At 44.7% G+C, this 15,537-nt stretch carries 15 protein-coding genes; 3 read left to right on the forward strand and 12 right to left on the reverse strand.

All coding sequences use genetic code 11. The features are described 5' to 3' along the window. Positions 1 to 3: 3 nt before the first annotated feature. The 8 genes from KFF44_RS14065 to coxB all read right to left on the reverse strand — a co-directional run bounded on the left by KFF44_RS14065 (position 4) and on the right by coxB (position 6,237). Positions 4 to 732, reverse strand: coding sequence for an SURF1 family protein (locus KFF44_RS14065; RefSeq protein ID WP_255935272.1), 729 nt, complete (start codon positions 730 to 732; stop codon positions 4 to 6). Between the two features lie 8 nt (positions 733 to 740). Next, on the reverse strand, positions 741 to 1,166 hold the full coding sequence (locus KFF44_RS14070; RefSeq protein ID WP_255935273.1) for a DUF983 domain-containing protein: 426 nt from the start codon (positions 1,164 to 1,166) through the stop codon (positions 741 to 743). A gap of 3 nt (positions 1,167 to 1,169) precedes the next feature. Then, complete coding sequence (locus tag KFF44_RS14075) at positions 1,170 to 2,018, reverse strand: cytochrome c oxidase subunit 3 (RefSeq protein ID WP_255935275.1); 849 nt, start codon at positions 2,016 to 2,018, stop codon at positions 1,170 to 1,172. A gap of 59 nt (positions 2,019 to 2,077) precedes the next feature. Further along, entirely contained in the window at positions 2,078 to 2,647 is a 570-nt protein-coding gene (locus KFF44_RS14080) for a cytochrome c oxidase assembly protein (RefSeq protein ID WP_255935277.1), read from the reverse strand. Beyond that, positions 2,644 to 2,772, reverse strand: a complete 129-nt coding sequence (locus tag KFF44_RS14085) for a hypothetical protein (protein WP_255935279.1) — start codon at positions 2,770 to 2,772, stop codon at positions 2,644 to 2,646. The genes KFF44_RS14080 and KFF44_RS14085 overlap by 4 nt, the downstream gene beginning before the upstream one ends. Then, positions 2,772 to 3,644, reverse strand: coding sequence for a heme o synthase (locus KFF44_RS14090; RefSeq protein WP_370691171.1), 873 nt, complete (start codon positions 3,642 to 3,644; stop codon positions 2,772 to 2,774). Before KFF44_RS14090 ends, KFF44_RS14085 begins: the two co-directional genes overlap by 1 nt. 74 nt (positions 3,645 to 3,718) lie before the next feature. Beyond that, positions 3,719 to 5,320 (reverse strand): cytochrome c oxidase subunit I, encoded by a 1,602-nt coding sequence (gene ctaD, locus KFF44_RS14095; protein ID WP_255935282.1) that lies wholly within the window; start codon positions 5,318 to 5,320, stop codon positions 3,719 to 3,721. Between the two features lie 26 nt (positions 5,321 to 5,346). Beyond that, positions 5,347 to 6,237 (reverse strand): cytochrome c oxidase subunit II, encoded by an 891-nt coding sequence (coxB, locus tag KFF44_RS14100; protein ID WP_255935284.1) that lies wholly within the window; start codon positions 6,235 to 6,237, stop codon positions 5,347 to 5,349. Between the two features lie 362 nt (positions 6,238 to 6,599). Here coxB and tldD point away from each other — a divergent pair, with 362 nt between their 5' ends. From tldD to KFF44_RS14115, 3 genes are all read left to right on the forward strand, one after another. Then, on the forward strand, positions 6,600 to 8,036 hold the full coding sequence (tldD, locus tag KFF44_RS14105) for a metalloprotease TldD (protein WP_255935286.1): 1,437 nt from the start codon (positions 6,600 to 6,602) through the stop codon (positions 8,034 to 8,036). Beyond that, positions 8,036 to 9,460 carry a hypothetical protein gene (locus KFF44_RS14110; protein ID WP_255935288.1) on the forward strand — a complete coding sequence of 475 codons (1,425 nt, stop codon included), beginning with the start codon at positions 8,036 to 8,038 and terminating at the stop codon, positions 9,458 to 9,460. The genes tldD and KFF44_RS14110 overlap by 1 nt, the downstream gene beginning before the upstream one ends. 157 nt (positions 9,461 to 9,617) lie before the next feature. Beyond that, on the forward strand, positions 9,618 to 11,384 hold the full coding sequence (locus tag KFF44_RS14115) for an NAD(P)/FAD-dependent oxidoreductase (RefSeq protein WP_255935289.1): 1,767 nt from the start codon (positions 9,618 to 9,620) through the stop codon (positions 11,382 to 11,384). Here KFF44_RS14115 and KFF44_RS14120 read toward each other — a convergent pair. The 4 genes from KFF44_RS14120 to KFF44_RS14135 all read right to left on the reverse strand — a co-directional run bounded on the left by KFF44_RS14120 (position 11,381) and on the right by KFF44_RS14135 (position 15,515). Further along, entirely contained in the window at positions 11,381 to 13,066 is a 1,686-nt protein-coding gene (locus KFF44_RS14120) for a M1 family metallopeptidase (protein ID WP_255935291.1), read from the reverse strand. The genes KFF44_RS14115 and KFF44_RS14120 overlap by 4 nt on opposite strands. Beyond that, positions 13,063 to 13,566 (reverse strand): hypothetical protein, encoded by a 504-nt coding sequence (locus tag KFF44_RS14125; RefSeq protein WP_255935293.1) that lies wholly within the window; start codon positions 13,564 to 13,566, stop codon positions 13,063 to 13,065. The genes KFF44_RS14120 and KFF44_RS14125 overlap by 4 nt, the downstream gene beginning before the upstream one ends. A gap of 579 nt (positions 13,567 to 14,145) precedes the next feature. After that, positions 14,146 to 14,799, reverse strand: coding sequence for a CoA transferase subunit B (locus tag KFF44_RS14130; RefSeq protein ID WP_255935295.1), 654 nt, complete (start codon positions 14,797 to 14,799; stop codon positions 14,146 to 14,148). Further along, complete coding sequence (locus tag KFF44_RS14135) at positions 14,799 to 15,515, reverse strand: CoA transferase subunit A (protein ID WP_255935297.1); 717 nt, start codon at positions 15,513 to 15,515, stop codon at positions 14,799 to 14,801. The genes KFF44_RS14130 and KFF44_RS14135 overlap by 1 nt, the downstream gene beginning before the upstream one ends. Positions 15,516 to 15,537 lie beyond the last annotated feature (22 nt).

The raw sequence follows: 15,537 nt of genomic DNA on the forward strand, positions 1-15,537 counted from the left end.
CGCTTACTCGGTTTTCTGTTTATCTTCATTATATGTTTGACTACGGCGAATACCGAAAGCCACATACACACCTATCAGCCCAAGTGCGAGACCATACCATGTGAGCATATATTCAAAATGGTCATTTGGAATATCTACCCTTACTTGTCCACCAAGCGGAAATTCGCCCAAATGTGCTTGGTGGTCTGCGACAATACGGAAATGATAAAATTCATCCAGCTTAAAATGATCAAACAACTGAAAAATATCTGCCAGGTACCAAGTATTTTTGCCTGGCTGATTTTCAGGTGTGAAACTACCAGCCTTAGGGTTAGTTAACAAAACACCGGAAATGTTTACTTCCTGCCCTAATGGTAGTTCAGGTAATCCCTTGTAATCAAAAGGTATCCATCCCCAGTTGACCATTACCCACCGACCAAATTGATGTTTCACAGGAAGATACAAATGATATCCAGATTTTCCCTTCGTATTGGGAGCAAACACTTTGGCAGCTATTCCATTATGGACAGTGCCTTTAAAATAAAATCGCTTATATTCCTCAGAAACCGGAGTGTCGAGATGAACAGGGAGCGCTAGTGATTCGCCAGTTAACCCCGTTTCAATCTTATCGATTAATTTCGTTTTGGGACCAATTTTACTGGCCTGCCATGATCCAAGCCCGATCAGTACAGCAAGAGCAATCATTGTTAACGTTGTTACAACCCAACCAGGCTGGAATTTATTCGAAATCATAACTCAATTCACTCGCAATCAGACATATGATCCAAATTACCTTCATGGGCGTCATGATGAAACTGTAGGGCAATAAGCGTGGCTTTAAAAACACGTAGCATCCACAATCCCATGCCGGAAATAAACAAAGTCCAAAAAACAACATGAAACCAAGCAGGGGGTGTAAAAGCGGCTTCAATCATAAACGCTAAAACCGCCGTTAAAGCCCCCAAAATCAGTATCACGAATATCTGCGGTCCGTCACCAGGATCTGCTTCCGAAAGATCAAACCCACACACCATACATTGGGTTCGCAATTCTAATAACCCATCAAAGATATTTCCTTCGCCGCAGCTTGGACATTTGCATAAGGCACCTGCCCTAAAAGGCGAAACCGACCGTGATACAGGATCACGATCGGCATCAGTATTCTTCTGACTGTTGTCAGCCCGCATTCTTTATGCGCCGCCCCAGATGTAAACGGCAAAGAAAAGGAACAACCAGACAACATCGACAAAATGCCAGTACCATGCCGCAGCCTCGAAACCAAAGTGATGATCAGGTTTAAAGTGCCCGCGGTATACACGGCCCAAACATACTGCAAGGAAGATTGTTCCAACCAGTACATGGAAACCATGGAAGCCTGTCGCCATATAGAAAGTTGCACTGTAGATATTTCCAGAGAAACCAAATGCAGCGTGGCTGTACTCATAGCCCTGAACGAAACTAAAGATCACACCAAGAATAACTGTCAACCAAAGACCTTTCTTAAGGCCCTCGCGGTCACCGTGAAGCACCGCATGGTGTGCCCACGTTACAGTGGTACCAGAAAGCAAAAGGATCAACGTATTGATGAATGGAAGGTGCCAAGGGTCAAACGTTTCGATGCCTTTGGGTGGCCAAACTGCTTCGTTCTGGAAAACTTCCCAAAACGCACCTTGTTCAATCGGAAGCGCTGGATAAAGGGAAGCATTAAAAAATGCCCAAAACCATGCGACGAAGAACATAACCTCTGAGGCAATGAAAAGTATCATTCCGTAACGAAGGCCAATACCAACTACAGGAGTGTGATCGCCAGTTTCTGCTTCTTTTACAACATCTTTCCACCATGCAAACATAGTGTAAAGCAGCAGCAGAAAGCCAGGAATAAGAAGATAGTTACCAAATCCAGCTGCACCAAATAATTTGGCATCTGGCTTCATAGTAAATACCCCACCAACAGTTACCAAAAGCACTGCAATTGATGCTACCGCAGGCCATGGGCTTGGGTTCACCAAGTGATAATCATGCTTAACATCACCTGCCATTTTAAAGTCTCCTAATCCTCATTGGCCCCTAGCGCCAATTTTTCTAACTTCTATTACGACTAGCGTCCCGATGCAACAATAGCTTCTTCAGCTTCTTCGCCTTCCAAAGCGAAAAAGGTGTAAGAAAGTGTTACTTCAGTCACTTCATTTAAATTCGGATCCTCATCAATTGAGGGATCAATATAATAAACCACAGGCATGTCGATCCGTTCACCGGGTTTCAAAACCTGTTCAGTAAAGCAAAAACAATCAATTTTCGCGAAGTAGCTCCCCGCTTTATGCGGTGTTACATTATAGGTCGCGCGTCCGACAATTGTTTTGTTTGTTGGATTGTATGCTTCATAATAAGCGATTGATTGTTCACCAATTTTCAATTGCTGGTTATTCTGGCTCGGTTTAAATTCCCACGCCATATCGCGGTGCGTACTCGCATCAAAGCGCACTTTTATACCGCGCTCGATGACAGTGCTATCAACTTCCGCAACTTCCTGCGTTGTACCACCGTAACCCGTAACCTGACAAAATAGTTCGTAGAGCGGAACAGCCGCATATGCCATCCCAACCATCAGGACTGCAGTGCCTGCGACCAGAATTCCTACACGGCTATTTTTTTTGTCCAGGTTTGTCACGGAGCCAACCCTTTGATACGGAAATAGCTAACCACAATAAGAACAACCACAAAAACCGCCAATGAACCACCAAGCAAGCGATTGCGTTTTTTCATTTTGGCATGCATTTCAGAATATTCAGGCATCAGAAAAAGGCTCCGACAATATTTTCCAGCGCTAAAGTTCCAAACACACTGAAAAGATAAAGAATAGAGAAAAAGAACAGTTTTTTCTCTTTATTTTTTACGCCGCGATACACCTGAACAGCATACATCATAAATATGGCACTAAGAATACCAACAACAATGCCGTATACAATACCAGCGAAACCCATCAAAAATGGTGCCATCGCACAAGGTACCATCAGCAACGTATAAAACAGAATTTGATTGCGTGTTGTCCGTTCGCCCGCAACTACAGGCAACATTGGAACACTCACTTTTTCATAATCCTTGGAAATAAAAAGTGACAAGGCCCAAAAATGTGGCGGGGTCCACAGGAAGATAATACCAAACAATACCAGCGATTCTAAGGTAACACTATCAGTAACCGCAGCCCACCCAATCATCGGGGGAAATGCACCAGCTGCACCACCAATAACAATGTTTTGTGGTGTTCGGCGCTTAAGCCACATAGTGTAAACCACCGCATAGAAGAAAATCGTTATTGCGAGCAAAATCGCAGAGGTGATGTTCACCACCAACCCCAACAGAAAAACTGATCCAACAGAGAGAACCATGCCAAAAGCCAGCGCGTCCTCTTTGGCAACCAGCCCCATAGGAATTGGTCTTGATTTCGTTCGTTCCATTTCAGCGTCAATATCAGCATCATACCACATATTAAGCGCACCAGATGCACCCGCCCCAATCGCGATCAATAAGATCGCAACAAAAGACATCACAGGGTTCATCGAACCAGGTGCGGCGACAAGCCCAACAAGCGCAGTGAAGATCACAAGTGACATTACACGTGGTTTCAACAACGCGATGAAGGCATGCGCATCAGCCTCCTGCATCATAGCAGAAGGCTGATCGTCTAATTTATGTATTGCTGAATCGCTCAATCCAATTTCCTTCCTCGAAATAGGAGACCCTATTTAATACGAGGCAGTTCGTTGAATTGGTGGAATGGTGGAGGTGACGAGAGTGTCCACTCAAGTGTCGTTGCACCTTCGCCCCACTGGTTATCTGCCACTGTCTTCTTACGTGAAAGGGTAATACCCATCACGACAATAAAGAGAACAACACCAACCAATGTCACCATGTAACCGTATGATGAAATCTTATTCCAGTATGCATGCGCGTCGGTATAGTCAACATAACGACGTGGCATACCTTGCAGCCCCAGGAAGTGCTGCGGGAAGAAGATCAAGTTCACACCCACAAACGTAATCCAGAACTGAATTTGCGCTAAAAATTCTGGGTATTGCTTACCAGACATTTTGCCCATCCAGTAATACATACCAGCAAAGATCGCAAACACTGCACCCAATGATAATACATAGTGGAAGTGTGCAACCACATAGTAAGTGTCGTGAAGCACGATATCAGCCCCGGCGTTTGAAAGGACAACACCTGTTACTCCGCCAACTGTAAACAGTAGAATGAAGGCGATTGCGTAAAGCATTGGAACCGTAAAGCGGATAGATCCACCCCACATTGTTGCAATCCATGAGAAGATTTTGACACCTGTTGGTACGGCAATGACCATTGTCGCAGCAACGAAATATGCTTTCGTATCAACATCAAGGCCAACGGTATACATATGGTGCGCCCACACGACGAAACCGATAAAGCCAATCGCTGCCATCGCATATGCCATACCCAAATAACCAAAAATTGGCTTCTTAGAGAATGTCGATACGATATGGCTGATGATACCAAACGCAGGCAAAATCATAATATATACTTCAGGGTGACCAAAGAACCAGAAAAGGTGCTGATAAAGAATTGGATCGCCACCACCAGCAGGATCAAAGAATGTCGTACCGAAGTTACGGTCTGTCAGAAGCATTGTAATCGCACCAGCAAGTACCGGAAGTGATAGTACAAGCAAGAATGCTGTGATCAATACTGACCATGCGAACAAAGGCATCTTGTGAATTGTCATGCCAGGAGCGCGCATGTTGAAGATTGTTGTGATGTAGTTGATCGCACCCATAATGGATGATGCACCAGCAACGTGAAGCGAGAAGATCGCCAAATCCATCGATGGACCAGTATGGCCACTTGTAGAAAGCGGTGCATAGGCTGTCCAACCACCGCCGAAACCAGCAGCACCCGGGTTACCTTCAACAAATGTCGATAGAAGTAACAAAATGAAGGCTGGAGGCATCAACCAGAATGAAATGTTATTCATCCGCGGGAACGCCATATCAGGTGCACCAATCATAAGCGGTACAAAATAGTTACCAAAACCACCGATCAAAGCAGGCATCACCATGAAGAATACCATAATAAGACCGTGACCTGTTGTCAGCACGTTAAACATGTGACGTGCCTGATCCTGTGTCATTCCAAAAATTTCAGGTAAAACCGTCACACCGGGCTGAGCAAGTTCAGCACGGATAAGGCCTGACATTGTGAAACCAATCATACCTGCGATAAATGCAAACCAAAGATACATAACACCAATATCTTTATGGTTTGTAGAATATACCCAGCGTTTCCAGCCGGTTGGGTCTGCGTGAGCCATTGCGCTTCCTTTCCCTAATCTTCTTCTTAGCGACCGAATGCGACAGTGCCAGCATCAGCATATTCTGCTTTTGCTTGCTCTACCCATCTCGCAAATTCTTCTTTACTTACAACTTCTACCGCGATCGGCATGTAAGCGTGGTCTTTACCACACAATTCCGAACACTGGCCGTAGTAAGTTCCAACTTCATCAACTTCAAACCAAGTCTCATTCAAACGGCCTGGTACAGCATCAAGCTTCACGCCGAACGAAGGAACAGTCCATGCATGTATTACGTCGCTAGCTGTCAAAAGGACCTTAATTTTCGTATTCACAGGCACAACCAAACGATTGTCGGTATCCAAAAGGCGTGCATTAAAGTGAGCCGGACGACCAAGGAAGTTACTGAGTGATTGCTCAGCAGCAGCTTTTTTTGCTGGGTCAGCATGTGTCTCATCATCAACGACAACAGACGTAAACTCGATACCATCATGATCAGGATAGTTGTATGTCCAGTTCCACTGGTTACCCGTCACACGGATCGCAAACTCAGTCTCTGGAACAACATCTTGATAGTACAGGAGAGGAATAGACCAAAAGCCGATACCAACCAAAATACCGATTGGAATAACCGTCCACAAAAACTCAATTGCGGTATTATGGCTTGTCTTCGAAGGTGTCGGGTTCGCCTTCTCGCGGTAGCGGAACATAACCCAGAACATTAGCAAGAAAACGAAAACCGTGATTATAGTGATAAGAATCAACAAAGCTTCATTAAAATCAGCTACTTTTGCTGCTTGCTCATTTGCGGACTCGATAAGCCAAAGCCCACCATCTTCTGGCTGACCCACGCGCTCTTGAGCGCTTGCGGTTGCCGTAAAACCAAAAAACACCGTCAATGCGACAAATGCTCCGGCTATAAGCCTTTTAACATTCATATTGCTGCTTTCCTTCTTTTCTACCCCATACGGGCACTGAAACAGAGATTAACCCTAGCCCCCCGACCATGGGAAAGCCCTACTGTTCAGTGGATTAAGCCAAGCCCATCTGTCTCGACTCAATCTTGAATGCGCGCACGTTATACCAAAGCTTACACTAGGCTCAAGCGGTTAAAATATTTTTTTGCGCTTGAAATCACATATTTTCGTTTCTAGCCTTGTAAACAGAAGAATAAATTACCATGCTGGTATGTAAATAGAAAATATATTGCGTCAATAGGACGCGGTGTTAGTTTGCCTGCATAAAGCGCTAATAAATACCGCCGAGAAACGTGTTCGCATACATAAATTGGAAGTCAATTATGCCATCAGATGATAGTCCCTCATTAGATTTTTTCTTTTCCAATACCGACCTAGACGCAAATCGTACTCAGAGTATTTTAGATGAAACCCTGCACGGTATGGATGACGGCGAATTATACCTGGAAACAACACAGTCAGAGTCGTTTACATTCGATGATGGACGATTGAAAGCAGCTACCTTTGATACAACACAGGGTTTTGGCCTCCGTGCCGTTGCTGAAGAATCCTCAGGATACGCTCATTCAAACGAACTGACGGAAGATGCCATTAAGCGAGCGAGCTCCACCGTTGGTATTGTCAAAGCAGGTAAGGAAGGCACAATGAGTGCTGCGCCTGCGCGCTCAAACAAGCAACTATATTCAGATCAAAACCCTCTCGGAGGAATTGAGTTTGCTGAAAAAGTAGCCTTACTAGAGAAAATTGACGCCTACACCCGCGCTAAAGACGCAAGAGTAAAACAAGTTAGCGCATCACTACTTGGTAGCTGGCAAGCCGTTGAGATCATGCGCGCTGGCGGGCACCGTGTCCGTGATATTAGACCATTGGTCCGTTTAAACGTTTCCGTTGTTATGGAAAACGGCGACAGGCAGGAAAGTGGCTTTGACGGCGCCGGTGGACGGAGGTCCTATGACAACCTCTTCGATCCACAAAATTGGCAAGCGCAAGCAGACGAAGCTATCCGCCAAGCCGAAGTCAACCTTGAAAGTGTGGATACACCAGCGGGTGAAATGACCGTAGTTCTAGGCCCTGGCTGGCCAGGCGTTTTGTTACACGAAGCCGTCGGACATGGCCTGGAGGGCGATTTCAACCGCAAGAAAACATCTGCTTTTGCTGGTTTACTCGGTGAACGTGTCGCAGCACCCGGTGTTACAGTATTAGATGACGGCACAATCGAAGCTCGTCGCGGATCATTAAGCGTTGATGACGAAGGCACCCCGACCGAGCGCACCGTATTGATCGAAGATGGCATTTTGAAAGGCTATATGCAGGACCGCCTCAATGCCCGTCTCATGGGAATGCAGCCAACAGGGAACGGCAGGCGCCAATCCTTTGCGCATTCGCCGATGCCGCGCATGACCAATACCTTCATGTTGGCCGGTGACAAAGACCCCGCTGAAATTATTGCGAGTGTCGATGATGGACTTTACGCGGTTAATTTTGGTGGGGGTCAAGTTGATATTACCTCAGGTAAGTTTGTCTTTAGCTGCACCGAAGCGTATCGCATTAGAGGCGGTAAAATAGCGGAGCCCGTCAAAGGCGCGACCTTGATAGGTAATGGCCCTGATGTTCTGACACGCGTTTCAATGATCGGAAATGACCTGAAATTAGACAACGGTGTCGGAATTTGCGGCAAAGCCGGTCAAACAGTTCCTGCCGGTGTTGGTCAGCCGACCCTACGGATTGATGGCTTAACTGTTGGTGGCACTTCATTTTAATGAGCAATGCTCCCGTTAAAATCATACGTGAGCGGATAAAGCTTCACCTTGCAGATCAGGGAGAAGCACAGTCGACATTGCAACAATGTGAGCAGGCTATAGCAGCGTATGAGAGTGTTCAGACACGCAACTATATCCCAGTTACTCCAATAAATGCTTTAAAACCTTTTTTAGATAAGAGTGCAGGCTCTTACCCAAGTTCAGATAAACCCAGGGGACAAGATCCGATTTCGCTACTTAGCGAGATTATTAGTAATCCTGAACTGGAAATTACCGATGAAGGCATCTCAAAAATCATCGCATCGGATGTTTTCCTCGATTACCCATTAACAACTGTTGCCACCTTATTCGCATATCGGAAGAATTTCGATCTATCGATTTTCTTAGATACTGCTCTCGCCAAAACGCAAAAAATAGAATCAGAAAAATTATCCCCCATATTCTGGGATTATCTTGTCGCATTCGCATTTTTTAAGTACCAACAAGAGCCATTATTGCCGTCGGATAAATCTGCAAAACTTGGGCACATAATTTCCGAGGTAAAAAAACAGCACCTTGAGCGAGGAATTCGCTTCACCCGAGAGGCATTATATTCCGCCATCAAGAACAATATCGCGCATAATTTTGAAAATATTGTCAAAGACTGTGTCACCGCAAAACTACACGCAGACCAATTTGCTATCCCGTTCTACCCTGTAAATTTTCTCTTTTCGCGTGAATATATTGATAACCTTTTAAAACAGACCTCCCCTTTAAAAGGCATGCCTGTTTCTGAGGGGAAAAATAACGATCAATGTATCATTACTGCTTGTGATCAAGCCTATTTCGACAGGTATTTTCTAAAGTTCCTTCAGAAATCTAACCTGAAAGGATGGGATCTTCATATCCACTGCGTTAATTTTCGACCAAATACAAAGCTGCTACATCAAGCAAGCGAAGAATACGGCATTTGCATTCATGCATCCTTTGAAACATATCGGTTATCCACACATGGAGACGCTTTCGGCACATGGTGCGCAACGTCGCGCTTTTGGGTATTACCATCGCTACTCAAACGTTATCATCGCTGTGTTGTCTCTGACATTGATGGCTACCTTAAAACACACCTAATCCCAATAGATACTGACCCAGGTATCTATTCCCACACTCCGACAAAGTCCGATACACGGTTGCCGTGGAATAATATATACGCTGGCAATATGCTATTTGTAAGTAATGAGGCTATACAAAAACTGTGCAGCAAAATGGCTCAGTTTTCACATTATCAGCTAATTAAAAATATCGAAGCCTTCCCCAAGGTGCATTATTTTGATCAGGCAGTCTTGCTGTCTTTCTGCACTGCCTACAACATACCCTTGCAGTATGTAGAGATGTTTTTTGAGCAAAATGACGTCAAAAATTTAGCCATTTCCAAAACAAGGTAACGACTGTTCTGTTGATGTTAACTTTCACATCACAGGCAGCTCTATATGGTCGGAACCATCTGAGAATATTGATGTAACACATACTTGAAGCAGGTTGATTTCTAATCAAACAAGTAAAATTATAGCTTGGTGTCGGGTTGAGATGAAAAGAATAACTATGACCAAGCCAACGTCAACTAATGAGTTCAAAGACACCAATAACGCCGTCGATACAACCAGCGTTATTGACCCCAATACCAATGCTCGTACCCACACCGTTGACGTTGTCATTATTGGGGCAGGCATCAGCGGTAGTATTCTTGGCTGTATCCTAGCGAGACATGGTCAAAAAGTAGCTATTTGTGAAGCCGGGGTTCACCCGAAATTTTCAATCGGCGAGTCGATGATTTTGGAGACCTCCGAAATTTTCAGATCGCTTGCAAAAGTGTATGATGTACCTGAGCTTGAATATTATAGCTCAGAGAACTTCTTTCCCAAAATAAGCACCAGTCATGGTGTTAAGCGTCACTTTAGCTATATTCACCACACAAGAAACCAAACTCAAAACCCCGATCATGTTATTCAGGCTGTTATCCCTCAAGCACCCTACGGCCATGAAATTCATATTCACCGACAAGATAGCGATTATTTCCTGGCGTCCACAGCCGTTAAATATGGTGCAAAACTGTTCCAGAACACGAAAGTTGAAACAATTGATATCAATGATAGCGGTGTAATTGTTAAAACTGCGAATGATGTTCTCAACGCAAAATATATTGTCGATGCGGGTGGTTTTCGCTCTATTTTGGCTGACCAAAACAAGCTTCGCACCAAAGATTTAAAAACACACGCCCGTGGTATTTTCACGCATATGATTAATGTACCTTCGGTGCATGAAACCAGTAATCCCCAGAGCAAATATGGTATTCCCTATGCACTCGAGGAAGGAACACTTCATCATATTTTTGACGGCGGTTGGATGTGGATCATCCCTTTTGACAATCATGCAGAATCGACAAATCCGCTTTGCAGTGTTGGCCTGATGCTGGACCCCAGAAAATACCCTGAGGATACATCCTTATCACCAGAGGAAGAATTCTGGGATTTTACCAAGAAATTCCCGAGCATGTATGCGCAATTACAGAATGCGAAATCCGTTCGTCCCTGGGTCCGTGGTGGCCGAATTCAATATAGTTCGAAAGAAGCACATGGCAGCAGATATAGCCTGTTGGGGCACGCGGCTGGTTTTATTGATCCTTTATTCTCAAAAGGATTATACACCAGCATGGCGTCCATAATGGGGCTTGCTAAAGCCCTAATTAATGCCAAGAAAACTGGTAACTACACCCAAGAACAGTTCAAAGACTGCGCGGATACAACGCTTCGCTATGTTCAAAACAATGACCGTCTTATTTCAAACGCTTACAAAAGTTTCCAAGACCCAAGGCTTTGGCATCAATATTCAGTGCTATGGATTTTGGGGGCCTATTTGGAACTTGTGAAGCTCACGACCTATCGCTATCAACTGGAGCGCAAAACAAACAGTTTCGAAGAAAGCTTAAACTTCCCATTCCCAGAACTGAGTTTAGTTGGCGGGGGCTACGAACCTTATTTTGACCTCGCTGATAAAATGGATCAAAGTCTGAATAGCCTGGGTGCTGGAGCAGAAGCGGATATCAAACGGGTTACACTCGAAATGCAAAACCATCTGAATGAGGCCGATTGGATACCCTATTCGTTCCGAGAAATTGCAAACGGTAAGAAACACCTTCCAAATCGAAAGTTTACCCACCGCCTGTTATTAAACAAGGGCGGGATTATGGGCGAACCTGAATTTAGAAAGCATTTTTATGAAGACCTTACTCTTTTCGACCTTGCGAGAAAAATGTTCTCTGAAAAACTTAAATATTCCCGAAATGCTATCCGAAAACACGGAAGCAATTAACGGCTACATTTGGCGCTTGTACCAAAATCCCTGAGCACAGACATATGTGGATCAATCTGATGGTTGGAATTCTCAGAAATCTCGATTGAGCCCTTCCCGCCAGGCATATTGACCAGTGTCATTGTACCATCAATCATAACAGGAACTGGCATTGGGAAATCGCCAGACTGTGTATTCGCCCAACTAAGCTCCAACAAATCTTCGCTCTGATTAACCTTCAGTACGGGTAATGTGGCTTGCTTAAGGTAGGTGTCAAAAAGCCAGGCCATATCGCGCCCTGCTTCTTCGCTCGCGATCTTAACAAAATCCTCGGTATTTCGTTGCTGTGGCGTAATCGGATAGGAAAGCGCCCAAGGATCAACCGTGTCATAAAGTGCACGCCTTACAACGCGCCAGAATATCTCATCCCCAACCAATCGCCTGAATGTATGAATAACCCATGCGCCTTTAAAATAGGGGTCGTTATCTGACCAATAATCACCAAAAGCTTCGCCGTCCGGTACTACAGGCGTGCAATTCGCGATTTGATTGTAGCGCGACCACATATAGCTCGCATATCCCATATCACCGAGCACATGCTGGGCATAAACAGGTTGCATATAAAATCCAAACCCTTCATGAAGCCAAAAGTCACGCGTTCCTTCCTGCGTCAACAAGTTGCCAAACCATTCATGGGAAAATTCATGCTGAATAAGCCAATCAAAACCATGCGGGTCCCGTTTAAAACCGTTGCCGTATCCATTCATAGTTTGATGTTCCATGCCAAGGTACGGAATTTCAACAATCCCGATTTTCTCATTACCCCATGGGTACGGCCCCAGCGTATCTTCAAAAAACGCCAATTGTTTCAGAAAATCGTCACGGATTAAGCCCTCGATTTTATCCTGATCGTCTGTCACATGATAAAAAACGAGCGGGATGCCATCCGCACCACTAATTTTATTATGATGGGTTAATTCGTATTTTTTAAACGGACCAACATTTAAGGCCAAATGATAAGCGGCAATCGGATTGACCGTCCGCCAATGGAAGGATTTGGTATCATCATCATTTTGGCGTTCTTCGATCAGCTTACCATTCATCACGGCAGATAAATGTTTCGGAACAGTAATAACCATATCTGCGCCACTATCAGCCTTGTCATAAACGTGATCCTTGCACGGCCAATAAAGGTCACAACCATTGCCTTGCACCGCAGTACCAACCCAGTCCTGACCATCCGGTGTTTTCGTCCAGACAAATCCACCATCCCACGGCGCACGTTCAGCCACATGTGGGTGGCCTTGATATTGAACTGTTGTTGTAAATTCCATGCCCGCAGACATCTGTCGACCTGACAGTAACAGTTTCCCCCCTTCTTTTTTAAAGGGAACAGAGTTTCCATTGATTTTTGTTGCAAGGGTTTCAAATCGCGGATCAAGATCAAGTTCAACAGTGGTCATCACACCCAACGATTTAGCCGTCATCGTAACTTCGCCGCGAATAAACTGGTTATCTGGCTGAACATCGATTTGCAGAGCATAGTGCTTTACGTCGTAAAGACTTTGAAGCGGAGTAATGGGGCCATTTGTTTTTGCTGTTTGCGGATGGAGTTCCAATGTTTCAGCGCCTCGTACATCAAATACAAACACTGAGCCCGTCAACGCTATCGAAGCACAAAGCAATTTTAATTTTTGCATCATTCTCTCACCACTTTAAATCTATGCGCATGGAAATAGGGAAAGCCAACGAACATGATACCCTGAATCATTATATCGATTAAAGTAGCCCCCCATGCAATCGGGTCACTATGCCAGCTATCTATGATCGCCAAGATGATAAAATAATTCGCAATGAAAAAAGCAATCACCAAAGCCCATAATGTTACTCTGTATTTAAATTCTAACATCCAAGCGATAACGAATTTTGAGGCAAAGTAAAGGCTACACAATCCAATGCCATACATAACACCTACAAAGGTCAAAGCTTCTATTGTTTCTGGCTCAGGCGTCGGTAATAAATTCAACGGCAATAAAACAAATGCATTTATGACGCTCAGCAAATTGTAAAATGACATATATACGCACAGACCCAAAAAAGCAGTTTTTAAATATCGTCCAATACTCAATAAACTTGCTTCATGTTTTGAACAAATCGTGTTCTTGATAAACACACTAAAGGCCCGGTTTTTATCTCTAGCCAATTGTATATCCATATTCGACCTTTAGCACTGGGCCCCGTTTCCAAGCGACAAAAATCAACAAAGAATGCACCTAATATATAACCGAGCATACTATATAATATGCCCACATATTCAGAGAAATTAATTGCGCTCCAATCGCTATTCCGATTTGAGACTAATTCAAACGCCGTAATAAAAAAGCTGAAATCACTAATCAATTTAAATATCAGTGCCCAGGTGGCGAATTTGAACGCTATTCCTTTCATTGAACTTCTATAAAAACAACTGACCAGCAAAACACAAATGAAACTGCGTAAGATATTGTATAGTATATCAGACAAGTTGATGGCAGACTGAGTTAACTCGCCTGTCACATCACTGACAGCCCAGACTATCAACTCATATAACCAAATACTAAATATTCCAGTAGCAAGCGATGCCCCTGACCATAGTCCAAAAGACAATATCCATTTATCGCTTGTTTTCATGATTTCCCCCACTATCTAGTTTCATGAAACGCTGTTTTACGCACTCAATCAAGAAAAAAGGCCCTGAATACATTCAGAGCCTACAATTCGTTATCAGTTAATAATACAGAAGCTATTCGATGATCGCAGCCTCGGTTTTGGCCTTTACATCGTCCATGGTAATGTTTGGCGCAAGCTCAACCACCTTAAGGCCGCCTTCAGCCACATCAAAGACACCGAGGCCCGTGATAATCCGGTCCACAACTTTCGTGCCCGTTAACGGAAGTGTACACGCCTTTAGAAGTTTGGATACACCCGCCTTATTCGTATGGTCCATCAACACGACAACACGCTTAACGCCAGCAACAAGATCCATCGCGCCGCCCATGCCCTTCACCATCTTGCCAGGGATCATCCAGTTGGCGAGGTCACCATTTTCAGCGACTTCCATAGCCCCCAAAATCGATAGATCGATATGACCGCCACGGATCATGCCAAAACTATCCGCGCTTGAGAAATAGCTTGAGGTTGGAAGCTCAGTAATCGTTTGCTTGCCCGCATTAATCAGGTCAGCATCAATATCTTCCTCAAACGGAAATGGCCCCATGCCAAGCATTCCATTCTCGCTTTGTAGGGTTACGTTGATACCTTCAGGGATATAGTTGGCAACAAGCGTCGGGATACCAATTCCAAGGTTGACATAGAAACCGTCTTCCAATTCCTGTGCAGCGCGTGCCGCCATTTGGTTGCGGTCCCAGCCCGTCTGCATAGTGTTTTGCTCAGTCATTATACTGCCTCCCCGTTATCTGATCGCGTGGTAACCGTGCGCTGTTCGATACGTTTCTCATGCTCTCCTTTAATCAGGCGCTGCACGAAAATACCCGGCGTATGGATATGATCAGGATCAAGTGTTCCCGCTTCCACGATTTCCTCAACCTCGACAATGGTTACCTTACCAGCGGTTGCCATCATCGGGTTAAAGTTACGGGCTGTTTTCCTGTAAATCAGATTGCCTTCCGTATCCGCCTTCCAAGCCTTAACGATAGACACATCGGCAACAAGCCCAGTTTCCATAATGTAGGTTTCGCCGTTAAAATCTTTATGCTCTTTACCATCGGCAATCACTGTACCCACGCCCGTTTTCGTATAAAAGCCCGGGATACCAGCGCCGCCCGCACGAATACGTTCGGCAAGCGTACCTTGTGGATTGAACTCAAGCTCCAGTTCGCCGTCCAGGTACTGGCGTTCAAATTCCTTGTTTTCACCGACATAGGAACTGATCATTTTCTTAATCTGTTTAGCGTCAAGAAGGATACCAAGGCCAAAACCATCAACACCACAGTTGTTTGAAATAACAGTGAGGTCCTTAACACCTGCCTGGTGGGTCGCGGCGATCAAGTTTTCGGGAATGCCACACAAACCAAACCCGCCGGCCATCATCGTCATGCCGTCAAACAACAAACCATCCAACGCGGCAGTCGCATTTTCATAGATCTTTCGCATATGTATCTCCAAACAGATATTA

It is taken from the genome of Kordiimonas sp. SCSIO 12610, from assembly GCF_024398015.1.
Classification (GTDB): domain Bacteria; phylum Pseudomonadota; class Alphaproteobacteria; order Sphingomonadales; family Kordiimonadaceae; genus CANLMI01.

What these genes read in the sequence shown, in the direction of transcription:
- KFF44_RS14120 (WP_255935291.1), bottom strand. Translation starts at nt 13,066, where the DNA reads ATGATGCAAAAATTAAAATTGCTTTGTGCTTCGATAGCGTTGACGGGC.
- coxB (WP_255935284.1), bottom strand. Translation starts at nt 6,237, where the DNA reads ATGAATGTTAAAAGGCTTATAGCCGGAGCATTTGTCGCATTGACGGTG.
- KFF44_RS14130 (WP_255935295.1), bottom strand. Translation starts at nt 14,799, where the DNA reads ATGACTGAGCAAAACACTATGCAGACGGGCTGGGACCGCAACCAAATG.
- KFF44_RS14135 (WP_255935297.1), bottom strand. Translation starts at nt 15,515, where the DNA reads ATGCGAAAGATCTATGAAAATGCGACTGCCGCGTTGGATGGTTTGTTG.
- ctaD (WP_255935282.1), bottom strand. Translation starts at nt 5,320, where the DNA reads ATGGCTCACGCAGACCCAACCGGCTGGAAACGCTGGGTATATTCTACA.
- tldD (WP_255935286.1), top strand. Translation starts at nt 6,600, where the DNA reads ATGCCATCAGATGATAGTCCCTCATTAGATTTTTTCTTTTCCAATACC.
- KFF44_RS14070 (WP_255935273.1), bottom strand. Translation starts at nt 1,166, where the DNA reads ATGCGGGCTGACAACAGTCAGAAGAATACTGATGCCGATCGTGATCCT.
- KFF44_RS14090 (WP_370691171.1), bottom strand. Translation starts at nt 3,644, where the DNA reads ATGATGCAGGAGGCTGATGCGCATGCCTTCATCGCGTTGTTGAAACCA.
- KFF44_RS14075 (WP_255935275.1), bottom strand. Translation starts at nt 2,018, where the DNA reads ATGGCAGGTGATGTTAAGCATGATTATCACTTGGTGAACCCAAGCCCA.
- KFF44_RS14085 (WP_255935279.1), bottom strand. Translation starts at nt 2,772, where the DNA reads ATGCCTGAATATTCTGAAATGCATGCCAAAATGAAAAAACGCAATCGC.
- KFF44_RS14115 (WP_255935289.1), top strand. Translation starts at nt 9,618, where the DNA reads ATGACCAAGCCAACGTCAACTAATGAGTTCAAAGACACCAATAACGCC.
- KFF44_RS14110 (WP_255935288.1), top strand. Translation starts at nt 8,036, where the DNA reads ATGAGCAATGCTCCCGTTAAAATCATACGTGAGCGGATAAAGCTTCAC.
- KFF44_RS14065 (WP_255935272.1), bottom strand. Translation starts at nt 732, where the DNA reads ATGATTTCGAATAAATTCCAGCCTGGTTGGGTTGTAACAACGTTAACA.